The organism is Streptomyces sp. NPDC051243 (genome assembly GCF_044455405.1).
In the GTDB taxonomy this organism is placed as follows: Bacteria; Actinomycetota; Actinomycetes; order Streptomycetales; family Streptomycetaceae; genus Streptomyces.
Map to the genome: position 1 here is coordinate 166,118 of NZ_JBITES010000005.1, position 14,000 is coordinate 180,117.

The window sequence follows — 14,000 nt, forward strand, 5'->3', positions numbered from 1 at the left end:
AACCGCGGATGCGCGCCGGGACCGGCCGGGAGGCACAATGGTGATCATGGCAGCGTCGACGTCGTCACTGACCTTCCAGCCGATCCTGGAGCGCATCGCGGAGGAGATCGAGCGGACCCCGGGCCGCGGCCGGCCCGCCGACTACATCCCGGCGCTCGCGGCCTGCGACCCGCGTCGCTTCGGCATGGCCGTCGCGGAACTCGACGGCTCGGTGTACGGCGTGGGGGACTGGCGCGAGCCGTTCTCCACGCAGTCCATCACGAAGGTCTTCACCCTCGCCCTGGACCTGGCCCGCGAGGGCGACGAACTCTGGGAGCACGTGGGGCGTGAGCCCTCCGGCAACCCCTTCAACTCCCTGATCCAGCTGGAGTACGAGAACGGCATCCCGCGCAACCCGTTCATCAACGCGGGCGCCCTCGTCGTCACCGACCGCCTCCAGACCCGTACCGGCGACGCGGCCGGCGAACTCCTCGCCTTCCTCCGCGCCGAGAGCGGCAACCCCGCCCTGGACTTCGACAAGGACGTCGCCGCCTCCGAGACGGCGCACGGTGACCGAAACGCCGCGCTCGCCCATTTCATGGCGTCCTACGGCAACATCGACAACCCGGTGCCGGCCCTGCTCGACCAGTACTTCCGCCAGTGCTCCGTCAAGGCGTCCTGCGCCGACCTCGCCCTGGCCACGACGTTCCTGGCCCGCCACGGCATCCGCGCCGACGGCACCCGCCTCCTCACCCGCAGCCAGGCCAAACAGGTCAACGCGGTGATGCTGACCTGCGGCACGTACGACGCGGCGGGCGACTTCGCGTACCGGGTGGGCCTGCCCGGCAAGAGCGGCGTGGGCGGCGGCATCATCGCCGTCGTACCGGGCCGGTGCACGCTGTGCGTGTGGAGCCCGGGGCTGGATGAACGGGGCAATTCGGTGGCGGGGGTGGCGGCCCTGGACAGATTCACGACGCTGACCGGACTGTCGGTGTTCTAACGGAACATCTCGGCCGGCGATGCGGTGATCTCCGTAGGGGCGCGGGGAACTGCGCGACCAGCCCCCACCGGCTCGCAGCCTGCGAACAACCGCGCCAGGCAGACGCGCCCCAGAGAACACAACCACCCGCAGACGATCACGCGCCGGACACATCGCGGTCTCCCTCCGGAGGGAACCCCGTCATATGACGGCCACCCGGCGTTGACACGCTGAGCGAGTGTTGGCCATGGCTTTCCCCGTCGATCTCCGCCGCTGCCAGATACTCGGTCTGGCCGGCACCGCCTTCCTCGCCCTGGGCGGTGAGACGGCCGGTGCGCTGCCGGTCCGGGAACTCCTGGCCCCGTCCTCGGTCCACGCGGCCCTGGGCCTGGTCGGCGTGTACTTCGGCGTCGTCCTGCTGATAGCGGCATGGCTGCTGCTCGGCCGGCTCGTACGCAGCGCCGACCCGCCCACCCCGCGCGCCCTGCTGCTGGTGCTGGCGGTCTGGGCCACCCCGCTGCTGATCGCGCCACCGCTGTTCAGCCGGGACGTGTACAGCTACCTGGCCCAGGGGGCCATGGTCGACGCCCATATCGACGTGTACGCGTACGGACCCGCGCACCTCGGCGGCCCGCTCGCGGACGAGGTCGCCCCGCTGTGGCAGCACACGGGGGCCCCGTACGGCCCGGTCTTCCTCGGCGTAGCCTCCGCCCTGTCCGGCCTGACCCGCGGCGAACTCCCCGCCGGGCTCCTCGGTATGCGCCTGATAGCGCTGCTCGGCGTGGCGCTGATGGCGGCCGTGCTGCCGCGCCTGGCCCGGCACAGCGGAGCCGACCCGGCCGCCGCGTTGTGGCTGGGCGCCCTGAACCCGCTCGTGCTGCTGCACCTGGTCGCGGGCGCCCACAACGACGCCATCATGCTCGGCCTGCTCGGCGCCGGTCTGGTCGCGGCCCTCGGCCGGTGGCCCGTTCTGGGCGCCGTACTCGTCACGCTCGCCGCCCTGGTCAAGGCGCCCGCCGCGCTGGGCCTGGCCGCGGTGGTGCTGCTGATGATGCGGGCCGGTCACCACGTGGCCAGGGCCCTGCTCACCACCGTGGCCGCGTCCGCCGCCACCACGGTGGCCGCAACGGCCGTCGCGGGCACGGGATACGGCTGGATAGGTGCCCTGGACACCCCGGTCTCCTCGCAGAACTGGGCGCTCACCAGTCTGCTGGGCCGGGCCACCGCCTCGCTCCTGGACCGGATCGGCAGCGATCTGGCGCCGCTGGCCGTCCCGGCCTGGCACGCCTTCGGGATGGTGCTCACGGCGGTCCTCGTGGTCCTCATATGGTGGCGCTGGCGTCCGCGCCCGGTGTACGCCCTGGGTCTGAGCCTGGCCGCCGTGGCCGCCTTCGGACCGGCGATCCGCCCCTGGTACGCCCTGTGGGGCCTGTTCCTCATCGCGGCCGCCGCACCCAGCACATCCGTACGGCACCGGGTCGCGGCCCTCACCGGAGTGCTCGCCCTCGCCGTCCTGCCCAGCGGCGGCCCCGCGGACGTCGGCCAGCTGGTGCTGGCCGTCTCCGGTGGCGCGCTCGCGGTGGTCGTCCTCTGGCAGGCGCAGCTGGCCGCGCAGGCCCCGGCGTTGGAGCGCACCGCATGAGACTTCCGCGCACCGACCGCGGCCGGCTCGCCCTCGTGCTCGCGCTCGCCGCCGCCGTGACCGTGTTCACCGTGACCGTGCCGCTGCTGCGCGACTGGTTCGACCTGCGCGTCTACTACGGCACCGTCGACAGCTGGATCCACCACGGCGGCCGCATCTACGACTACCGGGTGCCCGGCACCATGTACGGCTTCACGTACCCGCCCTTCGCCGCCGTGGTCATGTCGCCCATGGCGCTGGTCGGTCTGCACGCGGCGATCGCCCTGGCGCTGCTGCTCAACCTGGCCGCACTCGCCTTCTCGCTGCGGGTGCTGGCCGGGCGGTCCTGGCGGCGCTACGGCTGGTACGGCTGCGCGCTCCTCGCCTGCGCGCTCGCCCTGTTCGAACCGCTGCGGGACACCTTCAGCTTCGGCCAGGTGAACATCCTGCTGCTGGCGCTGGTGCTCCTCGACTGCTGGCTGCTGTCCACCGGGCGGGAGCGCTGGGCGGGCGTGGGCATCGGCCTGGCGGCCGCGATCAAGCTGACGCCGGCTGCGTTCATCGGCCTGCTGCTGGTGGCCCGGCGCTGGCGAACCGCGGCCGTGGCGACGGCCGTCGCGGCAGCGGCCACGGCGCTGGCCGCCTGGGTGGCCCCCGACGCCTCCCGTTTCTACTGGACGCACGCCATGTGGGACACCACCCGGGTGGGCCGCCTCGACTATGTCTCCAACCAGTCGCTGCAGGGCATCCTGGCCCGGCTCGGCGTGTCGGACCGCGCCGTGTGGGCGTGCGTCGTGCTGCTCGTCCTCGGCGTCTGGGCGGCGCGAACCAGACGGGCGGTCGCGGCGGGGGAGTGGACGGCGGCGTTCGCGCTCACCGGGCTGACCGCCTGTCTGGTCAGCCCGATCACCTGGGTCCACCACCTGGTGTGGCTGCTGCCGTCCTTCGCCGTCCTCGTCCGCGCGGGGCACACCCGGATCGCGGGCGCCCTGTACGCGGTGCTGTGCACCAGCGTGGTGTGGCTGTGGTTCGACGACGCGTCCGGCGTCGACGGCTTCCTGGGCAGCAACACCTACGCCTGGATCACGCTCGGCCTGCTGCTGTGGCTGCCGGTCGGTCAGTCCGGCTCCACCCGCTCGAACCACCTGGCACGCAGCACCAGTGAGATGGCGCCGGCCCCCACCCCGGCGGCGCCCGCGATCGCCCACGCCTCCGCCCAGCCGAGCCCGGCAGACCCGCCATCCGGTGCCACGTCGGCCACCACGGGTACCGTCGCGGGCCCTGGCCTGGGCTTCGCCCGCAAGGCGTCGAGCGAGCCCACCGGTTCGACGAGCCCGGCCGCGTCGAACCCCCAGTCGAGCAGTTCGCCGGCCTCCTCGTAGACGGCGAACCCGCCGCCCGCCCGAGGGTTCAGCACCGTCACGACGAGGGTGCGATCGCCCCGGCGGGCGGCGGCGATCAGCGTGTTGCCCGCCCTGCTGGTGTAGCCGTTCTTGATGCCGATCAGCCCCGGATACGGGTCCACGCCGGGCGCCCCGGTCAGCAGCCGATTGGTGTTGCGGATCTCGTACGACCATCCGTCCCTGCCCGGGAACGTCGCCTCGGCCGTGCCGCAGTACCGGGCGAAGTCCGCGTTGCGCAGCCCCGCCCGGCCGAACACCGCCAGGTCGTACGCCGACGAGACCTGGCCGGGCGTGTCGTAGCCGTCCGGCGACAGCACCCGTGTGTCGAGCGCGCCCAGCGCACGGGCCTTGTCCTGCATGCGGGCGGCGGTGGCGCGCCAGCCGCCGTTGAGCGCGGCCAGCACCCGCACGGCGTCGTTGCCGGAGCTGAGGAACACCCCGCGCCACAGATCGGCGATCCGGTACGTACGTCCCTCGGCGACCCCGACCAGACTGCTGCCGGGCCCGATCCCGGCCAGCTCCTCCTCGCTCACCGTGTGCGGGACGCCCGCGGGCAGGGCCGGCAGCAGGGTGAGGGCGAACAGGGTCTTCAAGGTGCTGGCGGGCGGCAGTTCCCGGTGCGCGTCGTGCGCGGCGAGCACCTCTCCGGTGTCCGCGTCGGCCACCAGCCACGACAGGGCGGAGACCCGCGGCAGCCGGGGTGCGCCGGCGTGCGGCCGCACGTGGGTGCCGGGACGGTACAGCAGCGCCGGCCGCGGTGTCGTGGCCCGTGGGCCGCCGGGCGGATCGGGGTCGTGCCCCGCGCGGGCGGCCGCGGCGGTGGGCGCGAGCGTCAGCAGGCCCGCCGTGCACAGCGCGCACGCGCTCGCGAGAGTTCGGGAGGGAAATCCGATCTTCATACCGTCAACGTAGGAACGCGGCCGCCGTCCACCGCGCTGCCCGGGCCGGGTGGACCGCGCCGGCACCCGGACGGGCGATGCCCGCGGGGCGGGTCAGTCGCCGGGCAGCGTCGGCTGGATCCGCCGCAGGAACGTCGCGTTGTCGGGGGTCTCCCGCATGCGCTCCAGGAGGGTCTCCAGGTTGGCCTGGCCGTCCCGGGTCTGCAGCGCCCGGCGCAGGCCGCGTACGGTGGTCAACTCGGCGGGGGGCAGCAGGAGTTCCTCGCGGCGGGTGCCGGACGGGTTGATGTCGACGGCGGGGTAGACCCGGCGGGAGGCGAGGTCCCGGCTCAGGCGCAGCTCCATGTTGCCGGTGCTCTTGAGCTCCTCGAAGAAGAAGTCGTCGGCCCGGGAGCCGGTCTCCACCAGCGCGGTGGCGACAATGGTGAGCGAGCCGCCCTCCTCGGCGAGCCGCGCCGCGCCGAAGAACCGCTTCGGCCCGTGCAGCGCGGCGGCGTCGACGCCCCCGCTCAGGGTGCGGCCACCGGACGCGGCCGCGTTGTTGTGCGCCCGGCACAGCCGGGTCAGCGAGTCGAACAGGACGACGACGTCCTCGCCCGCCTCGACGAGCCGCTTGGCCCGCTCGATCACGAGCTCGGCCAGCGCGATGTGCTGCTTGGGCGCCCGGTCGAAGGTGGAGGCGTACACCTCGCCCCGCACGGATCGCCGCATGTCGGTGACTTCCTCGGGGCGTTCGTCGAGGAGCACCACCATCAGCCGGCACTCCGGGTGGTTGCCGGCGACGGCCGCCGCGATCTGCTGGAGCAGCACGGTCTTGCCGGTCTTGGGCGGGGCCACGATCAGCCCTCGCTGACCCTTGCCGACCGGCGCGATCAGGTCGGTGACCCGGCCGGTGAGGCCGGACGCCGGGTGTTCGAGACGGATCCGCTCACGCGGGTGAAGCGGCGTCAGCTCGCCGAAGCGGCGTCGGTTCCTGTCGGGAGTACGCCCGTTGACGCGGGCGACTTCGGTGAGGGCGCGCCGGTCGCCGAGTGCGCCCTCGACGAGGTCGCCCTTGCGCAGGCCGTACCGGCGGACCAGGGCGGGCGAGAGCTGAGGATCGGAGGGGGAGGGCAGCAGGTTCTCGGCGCGCAGGTGGCCCTTCCCGTGCGCGTCGACGTCGAGGACGCCGGTGACGGCTCGGACCGGGGGCTGCTGCTGGACGGGAGGTGTTTCGAGTGTGGTGGTCACGGTGGTCGGTCCTTTCACGGACGGAAGGCATGGGACATGCGAAGGGAAGGGGTGGGCCGCGGACATCGGGAGGGCGGACGGAGCGCCTCCGGGCGGCGGGAAACAGCACCTCGAGCGCGGCGGAACCGCTGGTCACGAGGTGGTGAGACGAAGCCGGTAGGCCGACCGGCGAACGGAACTGCAAGGGGAACTGGCACCGGCGCCCACGATCGGGCGTACACAAGTGCTGACTTGACGGTACCACGAGTGGCCCAGTTCATGGCCGGGCTGTCGATTCATGGCCGGGCTGTCGATTCGGGCCGGTCCCGTTCGTCGGTGGGATGTAGGAAGCTCACGAGGACCGGGAGGATCCATGAAGTACATGCTGCTCGTCTGCGGCGACGACACCGCCGACGCCTCGGGAATGAACCCCGTCGAGCCCTGGGTGGAGGATCTCGGCGACCGCCGGGTACGCCTGCACGGCCACCGTCTGGCGCTCCCGCACCGGGCTGTCACCGTACGGGTGCGCGACGGTGAGGTGCTGCGCAGCGACGGCCCGTTCGCGGAGACGAAGGAGTACGTCGCGGGGTTCGACATCCTCGAGTGCGACAGCATGGAGGAGGCGATCGAGGCCGCCGCACGGCATCCCGTGGCCGCCATCGGGGCCATGGAGGTGCGGCCCTTCTGGGAGGACGAGGGTGACGAGGCGCGGCTCCGCGCGCTCGACACCGAGCTGACCTCCGCCGCACGGGAGCGCGACGTCGACCGGATGACGGCGTGCTACGCCCCGGACGCGGCGGCGTTCGTCGACGGCCGGGAACACCGCGGGGCCGACGCCCTGCGCAAGTCGATGGAGGAGCTGCTCGCCGGCGTCACCGGCCCCGTCACCCGCGAGGTGCTGGACTTCCGAGTCCACGTCGACGAGAGCGTCGCCTTCGGTCACGCCCTCGTCCGTCTGCGCGCCACCCGCACGGACGGCACGCGGCTCGACGACCTGACGCGGGTCACCACCGGCTACCGCAACGCCGGTCTGCGCTGGCTGATCGCGCACGAGCACGTCTCCCTCGCCACCGAGGAACGGTCATGAAGTACGTCCTGTTCATCTGCACGCCGGTCCGCGGCGAGGAACTCGGCCCGGAGGAGATCGCCGAGTACCCGCGCCCCACCGCGTACACCGACGAGATCCGCGGGCGTGACGTCGTCAAGGGCGGGGCCCGTCTGCGGCCGCACACCGATGCCACGACCGTCCGGGTCCAGGGCGACGAGGTGCTGCTCAGCGACGGGCCCTTCGTGGCGTCGGAAGAGTACGTCGCCGGATTCGACATCATCGAGGTCGCCGACCTGGACGAGGCCATCGCCCTGGCCTCCCGGCACCCGGCGGCCCTGGGCGGCGGCTCGATCGAGGTGCGGCCGGTCTGGGAGTGAACGACACGAACGACGTCGAGGAGGCCGTCGCCACGGCCTTCCGCGAGGAATGGGGCCAGGTCGTCGCCACCCTGATCCGGGTGACCGGCGACTGGGACCTCGCCGAGGAGTGCGCACAGGACGCCTTCGCCCAGGCCCTCGACCGGTGGCGGCGCGACGGAGTGCCGCGCCGCCCGGGAGCCTGGCTGACCACGACCGCCCGCAACCGCGCCCTGGACGTACTGCGCCGGGAGGCGGTCGGGGCGGCGAAACTCCGGGAGGCGGCGGTGCCGGCCCGCGACGAACCGTCGTACGGACCCGAAGACGATGACGACAGCGGCGACGACAGCGGCGTCCAGGACGACCGGCTGCGGCTGATCTTCACCTGCTGCCATCCCGCGCTGCCCATCGAGGCCAGGGTCGCGCTGACCCTGCGCACGCTCGCGGGCCTGACCACCCCGGAGATCGCCCGCGCCTTCCTCGTCCCCGAGGCGACCATGGCACAGCGCCTGGTACGCGCCAAGCGGAAGATCCGCAACGCCGGGATCCCGTACCGGGTGCCGCCCGCGCACCTCCTGCCCGAGCGCACGACGGGCGTGCTCGGCGTCATCTACCTGCTGTTCAACGAGGGTTACGCGGCTACCGCGGGCGCCGATCTCGTCCGCACGAATCTCTGCGCGGAGGCGATCCGGCTGGCCCGCGTCCTGGCCCGCCTCATGCCGGACGAGCCGGAGGTGCTCGGCCTGCTCGCGCTCCTGCTGCTGCACGACGCACGGCGGCACCCGCGCGTGGACGCCGCCGGCGACCTGGTCACCCTGGAGGAGCAGGACCGCACGGCCTGGGACCGGTCCGCGGCCGACGAGGGCGCCGCCCTGCTGGAGACCGCGCTGCGACGCGGCCGGCCGGGGCCCTATCAGATCCAGGCCGCCATCTCCGCCTGCCACACCACCGCACCCACCGCCGAGGAGACCGACTGGGCGGACATCGCCGCCCTGTACGGCGAGTTGGCCCGCTTCGTACCCTCCGCCGTCGTCCGCCTGAACCGCGCGGTGGCCGTCGGCATGGCCGCCGGCACGGAGGCGGGCCTCGCCCTGGTCACGGAGCTGGAGGACCAGGGAGAACTGGCCGGGTACCACCTGCTCCCGGCCACCCGCGCCGATCTGCTGCGCCGGGCGGGCCGTACTCAGGAGGCGGCAGAGGCGTACCGGCGGGCCCTGGAACTCGTGGAGAACGACGCGGAACGGAGGTTCCTGGAGAGGCGGCTGACGGAGTGTCGATCCGCTTAGGAGGCCTTCGTCGGTGGGGTGAATACGCCCTTACGACATGGCAGGCCCCGATGGCCGCGCACACTCCCACGCACCGCACTGGCAAGCTGCGCGAGATCCTCGCCCAAGTGCTGCGGGCATGCCGAGCGCCCTCTGCTCCCGGCGACGGACCGGGCACGCCCGACGTCTGGCTCGCCGGACTCCGCCTGCGAGGGTGAGCCGAGGCATGCCCGCGGCCGGACGCGGCCGTCACGCCGACCGCGCCTCCGCCTCCTTCGCGATCTGCTCGAACTGCGCCCCCATGGCCGCGGCCAGAGCCTGCGCGCCGGACAGGGGACGGACCATCACCATGAAGTCCTCGATCAGGCCGTCCTCGTTCACCCGCAGGAAGTCGCAGCCGGTGATCTCCCGGTCGCCCACGCGCGTGGTGAAGACCAGAGCGTGGTCGCGGCCGCCCGGGTCGTTGATCTCGCGCACATAGCGGAAGTCCTCGAACACCCGCATGACACCGCGCAGGATCGCCGCCGTGATCGCCTTGCCGGCGTAGGGCTTGTACACCGCCGGGCTGGTGAAGACGACGTCCTCAGCCAGCAGGGCCTCTATGGCGTCGGCGTCGCCCGCCTCCACCGCCTCGCGGAACGCGCGCATCGGATCACCCCATAGTCAATTAGTTGAGTAGGTGTGGATGACAATAATCACCTGCTGTTAACGTGTCCACATGTCCCTGAAGTACGCCGTCCTCGCCGCCCTCCTGGAAGGCGAGGCCTCGGGCTACGAGCTGTCCAAGTCCTTCGACGTCTCGTTCGCCAACTTCTGGCCCGCGACCCCGCAGCAGCTCTACCGGGAGCTGGAACGCCTCGCGCAGGACGGCCTGGTCGAGGCCCGGTTCGTGCAGCAGGAACGGCGGCCGAACAAGCGGATGTTCACGCTCACCCCGGCCGGACGGGAGGACCTGCGCGCCTTCGCCGTCGAGCCGCCCCGGCGCCCCACCTCCGTCCGCGACGAACTCCTGATCAAGGTGCAGGCCATGGAGGATCCCGAGGCCGCCCGTGCCCTGATCGAGGAACGCATGACCTGGGCGCGCGGCAAGCTCGACCGGTACGAACGCGTCCGCGACCGCCTCCTCGACGGGCGGTCCGAGGACGAGTACCTGCGTGAGTCCGACCGTGTCGGGCCGTATCTGACACTGCTGCGCGGAATCTCCTTCGAGGAGGAGAACCTGCGCTGGTGCGAGCGCGTCCTCGCCGTCCTGAAGCACCGCGTCGGGCGGGGGTGACCGCGATGTTCGGTCCCGAAGGTCCCTCCCTGCGTGAACTCGCCGTCCAGGCGCTGTCGTCCGTCGAGCGCGGATACGACCTGCTCGCCCCCAAGTTCGATCACACGCCGTTCCGTACGCCGGACTCGGTGCTGTCGGCCGTCACGACGGCACTCGCGCGTACGGGACCGTACGACGACGGACTCGACCTGTGCTGCGGTACGGGGGCGGGTGTGGAGGTGCTGGCCGAGGTGTGCCGGCGCAGTGTCACCGGCGTCGACTTCAGTGCCGGCATGCTCGACGTCGCCCGGCGCCGGGTGCGGGCGGCGGGCGAGCCGCGGGTCGACTGGGTCCGCGCGGACGCCCGCGCCCTGCCGTTCGCCCCCGCCTTCGACCTCGTGGTGAGCTTCGGCGCGTTCGGCCACTTCCTGCCCCGTGAGCTGCCGGGGCTGTTCGCCCAGGTCCACTCCGTCCTGCGGCCCGGCGGGTGCTTCGTCTTCCCGGTCGTGGCCCCGCCGGGTCCCATGTCCCCGGTCTACTGGATGCTGCTGGGCTTCGACGCGGTGATGCGGGTGCGCAACGCCCTGTGGCGGCCGCCGTTCGTCATGTACTACCGGGCCTTCCGGCTCGGGGAGGTGCGGAGCGAACTGGCACGCGGCGGATTCCAGGTGGAGCTGCAGGCCCTGCCCGAGTTCGGGCGGCGGCGGGACGGAAGTCCACGCGTGCGGATGGTGGTGGCACGACGCCGCGCGGACTAGGTGGGTTGGAATTTCCTACTCGCCTGCCGTAGAGGGTTTGTTTTTCCAACTCGCCTGGCTATGGTGGGCTCCGTGACCTTGACGACCGACTCCGAGATCCGTATCGACCCACGGTGGTGGTCCTGGGAGGGGGCCCATGGTGGCCATGTGGCCGCCCTCGCCCTGACCGCCGTACGCGACCGGTTCACCGGCGGCGCCCACCCGGTCCGCACCCTGACCACGCACCATCTGGCGCCGGTCGACGACAGCCCGCTGCACTTCTCCGGCACGGCACCGGCCGCAGTCGGCCGTCGCACGGCGACCTGCGTCTTCACCGGCCACCAGAACGGGGTACCGGTCCTCGTCGGCTCGGCGCTGTTCGGCGCGGGGCGCCCCGGGCCGGCGTACGACGGGCACCCGGCCCCGGACGTGCCCGGGCCCCAGGACTGCCGCTCCTTGGAGCTCCCTGACGAACTGTCCCCGTTCGCCCGGCAGTTGGAGATCCGTCCGGCGACCGGGGACCGCCCGCTCGCCGGCGGTGACAAGGCCGAGCTCACGGCATGGATCCGCTTCCTCGACGGCCGGGCCATCGACGCGCCTGCCGCCGTCACCCTCACCGACGTCCTCCCGCCCGCGCTGTACGCCCGCTGGCGCACCCCACGCCCGGTGCCCACCGCGGAACTCACCGTCCACCTCACCGACGCCCTCGACGACACCCACCAGGGCTGGGCGCTCGTCCGCATCCGTACCGCACACGCGAGCAGCGGCTGGGCGGTCGACGACAGTGCGGTCTGGTCGGCGGACGGCGGGTTGCTGGCGCTGGCCCGTCAGTCGCGGGTCGTGCGCTCTCGGCCTGCCGTCGGCGACGCCGACTCGTAGGCAGGGAAGACACGACACACCTCCTGGCGGGGGCCGGCCTGCCCCATCCCGAGCCGGGGCGGCCCGTGCCGACCGAGCGTCACAGGGCGCTGTACACGGCGTCCACGAGCGCCATCTTCCTCGGGTCATCGGCGATATGAGGTCCCATGGAGTTCATCGCATAGCCCAGCGACAGCCCGGCCTCCGGATCCGCCAGTCCGCAGGAGCCGCCGAAGCCGTCGTGTCCGAAGGCCCGGGGGTTGGGCCCGTACGAGCCGTTCGGCCCACTGAGCCACAGGCCGAGGCCGACCTCGGTCTCGCTCTCGAACCCGGCCCCGAGCACCAGGTCGCGGCAGCTGCCCTGCCCCTCGCGCACCCGCTCGGCCGCCGCGGGGGAGAGGACGCGGTGGCCGTCGTACGACCCCCGGCCCGCGAAGATTCCGTACAGCGCGGCGACGGCCCGTGCCGTGCCGTGGCCGTTCGCGGCGGGGATCTCGGCGGCCCGCCACTCGGGCGAGTTCGCCTGCGCCGCGCCCACCGCGGGGTTGGCGAGCGCGGCCAGGGCGGCGGGCGCCAACTGGCTGAAGATCGCGGCCTGTTCACTGGTCGCCGCGACGGGTGGCTGCACCAGCTCGGCCACCCGCCCGGAGTCCTTCTCCGGCAACCCGATCGCGAAGTCGATGCCGAGCGGACCGGTCACCTCCCGCTCCAGAAAGGCCCCGGGGAGCAGACCCGACACCCGCCGTACGACCTCCCCGACCAGGAAGCCGTAGGTGAGCGCGTGGTACCCGGACCCCGTCCCGGGTGTCCACCACGGCTCCATCGCCGCGAGCCGCCGAGTCGTCAACTCCCAGTCGCAGAGCTGCTGAAGCGAGTGCGGCTCACGCAGCCCGGACAGGCCGGCGCGGTGCGACAGCAGGTGCCGTACGAGGATCTGGTCCTTGCCCGCGGCGGCGAACTCCGGCCAGTAGGCGGCCACCGGGGCGTCGAGGTCGAGCAGTCCCCGGTCGGCGAGGATGTGCGCGCACAGGGCCGTCGGCCCCTTGGACGTGGACCATACGTTGACCAGCGTGTCGCGCTCCCAGGGGCGGCTGCGGGCCGCGTCGGCCCAGCCGCCCCACAGGTCCACCACGCTCCGCCCGTCCACCGTGACGGCGACGGCGGCGCCCAGCTCCCCGCGCTCCCGGAAGTTCGCCTCGAACGCGGTCCGCACCGCCGCGAACCGCGGATCGCAGTGCCCGTGCACCCGCGCCTCGTGCTCCGCCATGAGCCCACCCCTCGTCGTCCGCAGGAAGAGCCGGGCCGCAGCGGGGCGACCCGGACTTCCTGAACGTACCGACTGGTCGGACTGGGTGGAAGGTCCCGGACGCTCTCAGGCGTGCGAGCGCAGCCACTTCAGCTTGGCCGCCTCGTGGAAGGGACCTCCGCCCTCGTGGTCGTTGAAGTCGTAGACCTCGATGGCCTTCTCGTCGTGGGCCCAGGCGTTGAACGCCGCGAAGACGGTCGAGGGCGGGCAGGTCTGGTCCTCCAGGGCCGCCGAGAAGAGCGCCGGCGCCCGGCCACGGGCCGCGAAATGGACGCCGTCGAAGTAGGACAGGGTGCGCAGGACCTCCTCGGTGCGGCCGCGGTGCGTCTTGAGGTAGAGGCCGATCTCGCGGTACGGGTGGCGGTCGGTGATGGTCGCCGAGCGCGGGTAGTCGCACAGGAACGGCACGTCCGGCGCGATCGCCGTCAGGTCCGGCACCAGGCCGCCGACCGCGATCGTGATGCCGCCGCCCTGGCTGGCGCCCAGCGCGATCGTGCGCGAGGCGTCGGTCAGGGGGTGCGAGCGGGCCGCCTCCACGGCGCGGACCGCGTCCGTGAACACCCTGCGGTAGTAGTAGTTCTCGGGCGCGTCGATGCCACGGGTCATGAAACCGGGGTAGGCCGGCGCGGCGCCCACCGGGTCGGGGGTCCCGCCACCGGCGCCCCACGCGCTGCCCTGGCCGCGCGTGTCCATCATGAAGTGTGCGCGCCCCGTGGACGCCCACAGCAGGTTCTCGTGCGGCAGACCGCGCCCGCCGCCGTAGCCGATGAACTCCACGACCAGCGGCAGCGGCTCCGTCGCCCCGGCGGGCAGCCGCAGCCAGCCCTTCACCGGGTGACCGCCGTACCCGGCGAACGTCACGTCGTACACCCGCACCGTGGACAGCCCCGTGTCGACCGGCTCGAAACGGGCGTCCAGATCGTGCCCGCGCGCTTCCTCGAGGGTCTTGGACCAGAACGAGTCGAAGTCCTCGGGCTCGACGGACTCGCTGCGGTACTCGCGCAGTTCGTCGAGCGGAAGGTCGAACAGGGCCATGGAGGACCGCCTTTGCTAAAGGTGACTGCGGATGATCACACCGTACGTGG

At 72.7% G+C, this 14,000-nt stretch carries 13 protein-coding genes and 1 pseudogene; 9 read left to right on the top strand and 5 right to left on the bottom strand.

What is annotated here, in order from left to right; all coding sequences use genetic code 11:
• Positions 1-37 precede the first annotated feature (37 nt).
• The 3 genes from ACIBAG_RS14490 to ACIBAG_RS14500 all read left to right on the top strand — a co-directional run bounded on the left by ACIBAG_RS14490 (position 38) and on the right by ACIBAG_RS14500 (position 3,961).
• Positions 38-979 carry a glutaminase gene (locus ACIBAG_RS14490; protein WP_399104758.1) on the top strand — a complete coding sequence of 314 codons (942 nt, stop codon included), beginning with the start codon at positions 38-40 and terminating at the stop codon, positions 977-979.
• Positions 980-1,205: 226 nt separating this feature from the next.
• Positions 1,206-2,600 carry a polyprenol phosphomannose-dependent alpha 1,6 mannosyltransferase MptB gene (gene mptB / locus ACIBAG_RS14495; RefSeq protein ID WP_399104760.1) on the top strand — a complete coding sequence of 465 codons (1,395 nt, stop codon included), beginning with the start codon at positions 1,206-1,208 and terminating at the stop codon, positions 2,598-2,600.
• Entirely contained in the window at positions 2,597-3,961 is a 1,365-nt protein-coding gene (locus tag ACIBAG_RS14500) for a glycosyltransferase family 87 protein (protein ID WP_399104762.1), read from the top strand. Before mptB ends, ACIBAG_RS14500 begins: the two co-directional genes overlap by 4 nt.
• 86 nt (positions 3,962-4,047) lie before the next feature.
• Here the strand turns inward: ACIBAG_RS14500 and ACIBAG_RS14505 are convergent.
• Together ACIBAG_RS14505 and rho are read right to left on the bottom strand one after the other, a co-directional pair.
• A pseudogene (locus tag ACIBAG_RS14505) lies at positions 4,048-4,881 on the bottom strand (D-alanyl-D-alanine carboxypeptidase family protein); the annotation flags it as partial.
• A 93-nt stretch (positions 4,882-4,974) separates the two neighbouring features.
• Positions 4,975-6,111 carry a transcription termination factor Rho gene (rho, locus tag ACIBAG_RS14510; RefSeq protein WP_399104764.1) on the bottom strand — a complete coding sequence of 379 codons (1,137 nt, stop codon included), beginning with the start codon at positions 6,109-6,111 and terminating at the stop codon, positions 4,975-4,977.
• A 352-nt stretch (positions 6,112-6,463) separates the two neighbouring features.
• On the opposite strand from rho, the gene ACIBAG_RS14515 reads away from it, so the two are divergent.
• The 3 genes from ACIBAG_RS14515 to ACIBAG_RS14525 are packed head-to-tail and all read left to right on the top strand — an operon-like array spanning position 6,464 to position 8,780.
• Positions 6,464-7,177: an SgcJ/EcaC family oxidoreductase gene (locus tag ACIBAG_RS14515; RefSeq protein ID WP_399104766.1), complete on the top strand. Its 714-nt coding sequence runs from the start codon at positions 6,464-6,466 to the stop codon at positions 7,175-7,177.
• Positions 7,174-7,515, top strand: a complete 342-nt coding sequence (locus ACIBAG_RS14520) for a YciI family protein (protein ID WP_399104768.1) — start codon at positions 7,174-7,176, stop codon at positions 7,513-7,515. The genes ACIBAG_RS14515 and ACIBAG_RS14520 overlap by 4 nt, the downstream gene beginning before the upstream one ends.
• Positions 7,512-8,780: an RNA polymerase sigma factor gene (locus ACIBAG_RS14525; RefSeq protein ID WP_399104770.1), complete on the top strand. Its 1,269-nt coding sequence runs from the start codon at positions 7,512-7,514 to the stop codon at positions 8,778-8,780. Before ACIBAG_RS14520 ends, ACIBAG_RS14525 begins: the two co-directional genes overlap by 4 nt.
• 228 nt (positions 8,781-9,008) lie before the next feature.
• Here the strand turns inward: ACIBAG_RS14525 and ACIBAG_RS14530 are convergent, their stop codons facing one another.
• On the bottom strand, positions 9,009-9,407 hold the full coding sequence (locus ACIBAG_RS14530; RefSeq protein WP_399104772.1) for a nuclear transport factor 2 family protein: 399 nt from the start codon (positions 9,405-9,407) through the stop codon (positions 9,009-9,011).
• A 70-nt stretch (positions 9,408-9,477) separates the two neighbouring features.
• Between ACIBAG_RS14530 and ACIBAG_RS14535 the strand changes: the two genes are divergently transcribed.
• The 3 genes from ACIBAG_RS14535 to ACIBAG_RS14545 are packed head-to-tail and all read left to right on the top strand — an operon-like array spanning position 9,478 to position 11,630.
• Positions 9,478-10,035 (top strand): PadR family transcriptional regulator, encoded by a 558-nt coding sequence (locus ACIBAG_RS14535; RefSeq protein WP_399104774.1) that lies wholly within the window; start codon positions 9,478-9,480, stop codon positions 10,033-10,035.
• Positions 10,036-10,040: 5 nt separating this feature from the next.
• Positions 10,041-10,772 carry a class I SAM-dependent methyltransferase gene (locus ACIBAG_RS14540; RefSeq protein WP_399104776.1) on the top strand — a complete coding sequence of 244 codons (732 nt, stop codon included), beginning with the start codon at positions 10,041-10,043 and terminating at the stop codon, positions 10,770-10,772.
• A 60-nt stretch (positions 10,773-10,832) separates the two neighbouring features.
• Positions 10,833-11,630: an acyl-CoA thioesterase gene (locus ACIBAG_RS14545; protein WP_399104778.1), complete on the top strand. Its 798-nt coding sequence runs from the start codon at positions 10,833-10,835 to the stop codon at positions 11,628-11,630.
• 79 nt (positions 11,631-11,709) lie between these two features.
• Here the strand turns inward: ACIBAG_RS14545 and ACIBAG_RS14550 are convergent, their stop codons facing one another.
• Positions 11,710-12,876 (bottom strand): serine hydrolase domain-containing protein, encoded by a 1,167-nt coding sequence (locus ACIBAG_RS14550; RefSeq protein ID WP_399104780.1) that lies wholly within the window; start codon positions 12,874-12,876, stop codon positions 11,710-11,712.
• Positions 12,877-12,981: 105 nt separating this feature from the next.
• Entirely contained in the window at positions 12,982-13,950 is a 969-nt protein-coding gene (locus tag ACIBAG_RS14555) for an acetylxylan esterase (protein WP_399104782.1), read from the bottom strand.
• Between the last annotated feature and the right edge of the window lie 50 nt (positions 13,951-14,000).

What these genes read in the sequence shown, in the direction of transcription:
- ACIBAG_RS14490 (WP_399104758.1), top strand. Translation starts at nt 38, where the DNA reads ATGGTGATCATGGCAGCGTCGACGTCGTCACTGACCTTCCAGCCGATC.
- mptB (WP_399104760.1), top strand. Translation starts at nt 1,206, where the DNA reads ATGGCTTTCCCCGTCGATCTCCGCCGCTGCCAGATACTCGGTCTGGCC.
- ACIBAG_RS14500 (WP_399104762.1), top strand. Translation starts at nt 2,597, where the DNA reads ATGAGACTTCCGCGCACCGACCGCGGCCGGCTCGCCCTCGTGCTCGCG.
- ACIBAG_RS14515 (WP_399104766.1), top strand. Translation starts at nt 6,464, where the DNA reads ATGAAGTACATGCTGCTCGTCTGCGGCGACGACACCGCCGACGCCTCG.
- ACIBAG_RS14520 (WP_399104768.1), top strand. Translation starts at nt 7,174, where the DNA reads ATGAAGTACGTCCTGTTCATCTGCACGCCGGTCCGCGGCGAGGAACTC.
- ACIBAG_RS14530 (WP_399104772.1), bottom strand. Translation starts at nt 9,407, where the DNA reads ATGCGCGCGTTCCGCGAGGCGGTGGAGGCGGGCGACGCCGACGCCATA.
- ACIBAG_RS14535 (WP_399104774.1), top strand. Translation starts at nt 9,478, where the DNA reads ATGTCCCTGAAGTACGCCGTCCTCGCCGCCCTCCTGGAAGGCGAGGCC.
- ACIBAG_RS14540 (WP_399104776.1), top strand. Translation starts at nt 10,041, where the DNA reads ATGTTCGGTCCCGAAGGTCCCTCCCTGCGTGAACTCGCCGTCCAGGCG.
- ACIBAG_RS14545 (WP_399104778.1), top strand. Translation starts at nt 10,833, where the DNA reads ATGGTGGGCTCCGTGACCTTGACGACCGACTCCGAGATCCGTATCGAC.
- ACIBAG_RS14550 (WP_399104780.1), bottom strand. Translation starts at nt 12,876, where the DNA reads ATGGCGGAGCACGAGGCGCGGGTGCACGGGCACTGCGATCCGCGGTTC.
- ACIBAG_RS14555 (WP_399104782.1), bottom strand. Translation starts at nt 13,950, where the DNA reads ATGGCCCTGTTCGACCTTCCGCTCGACGAACTGCGCGAGTACCGCAGC.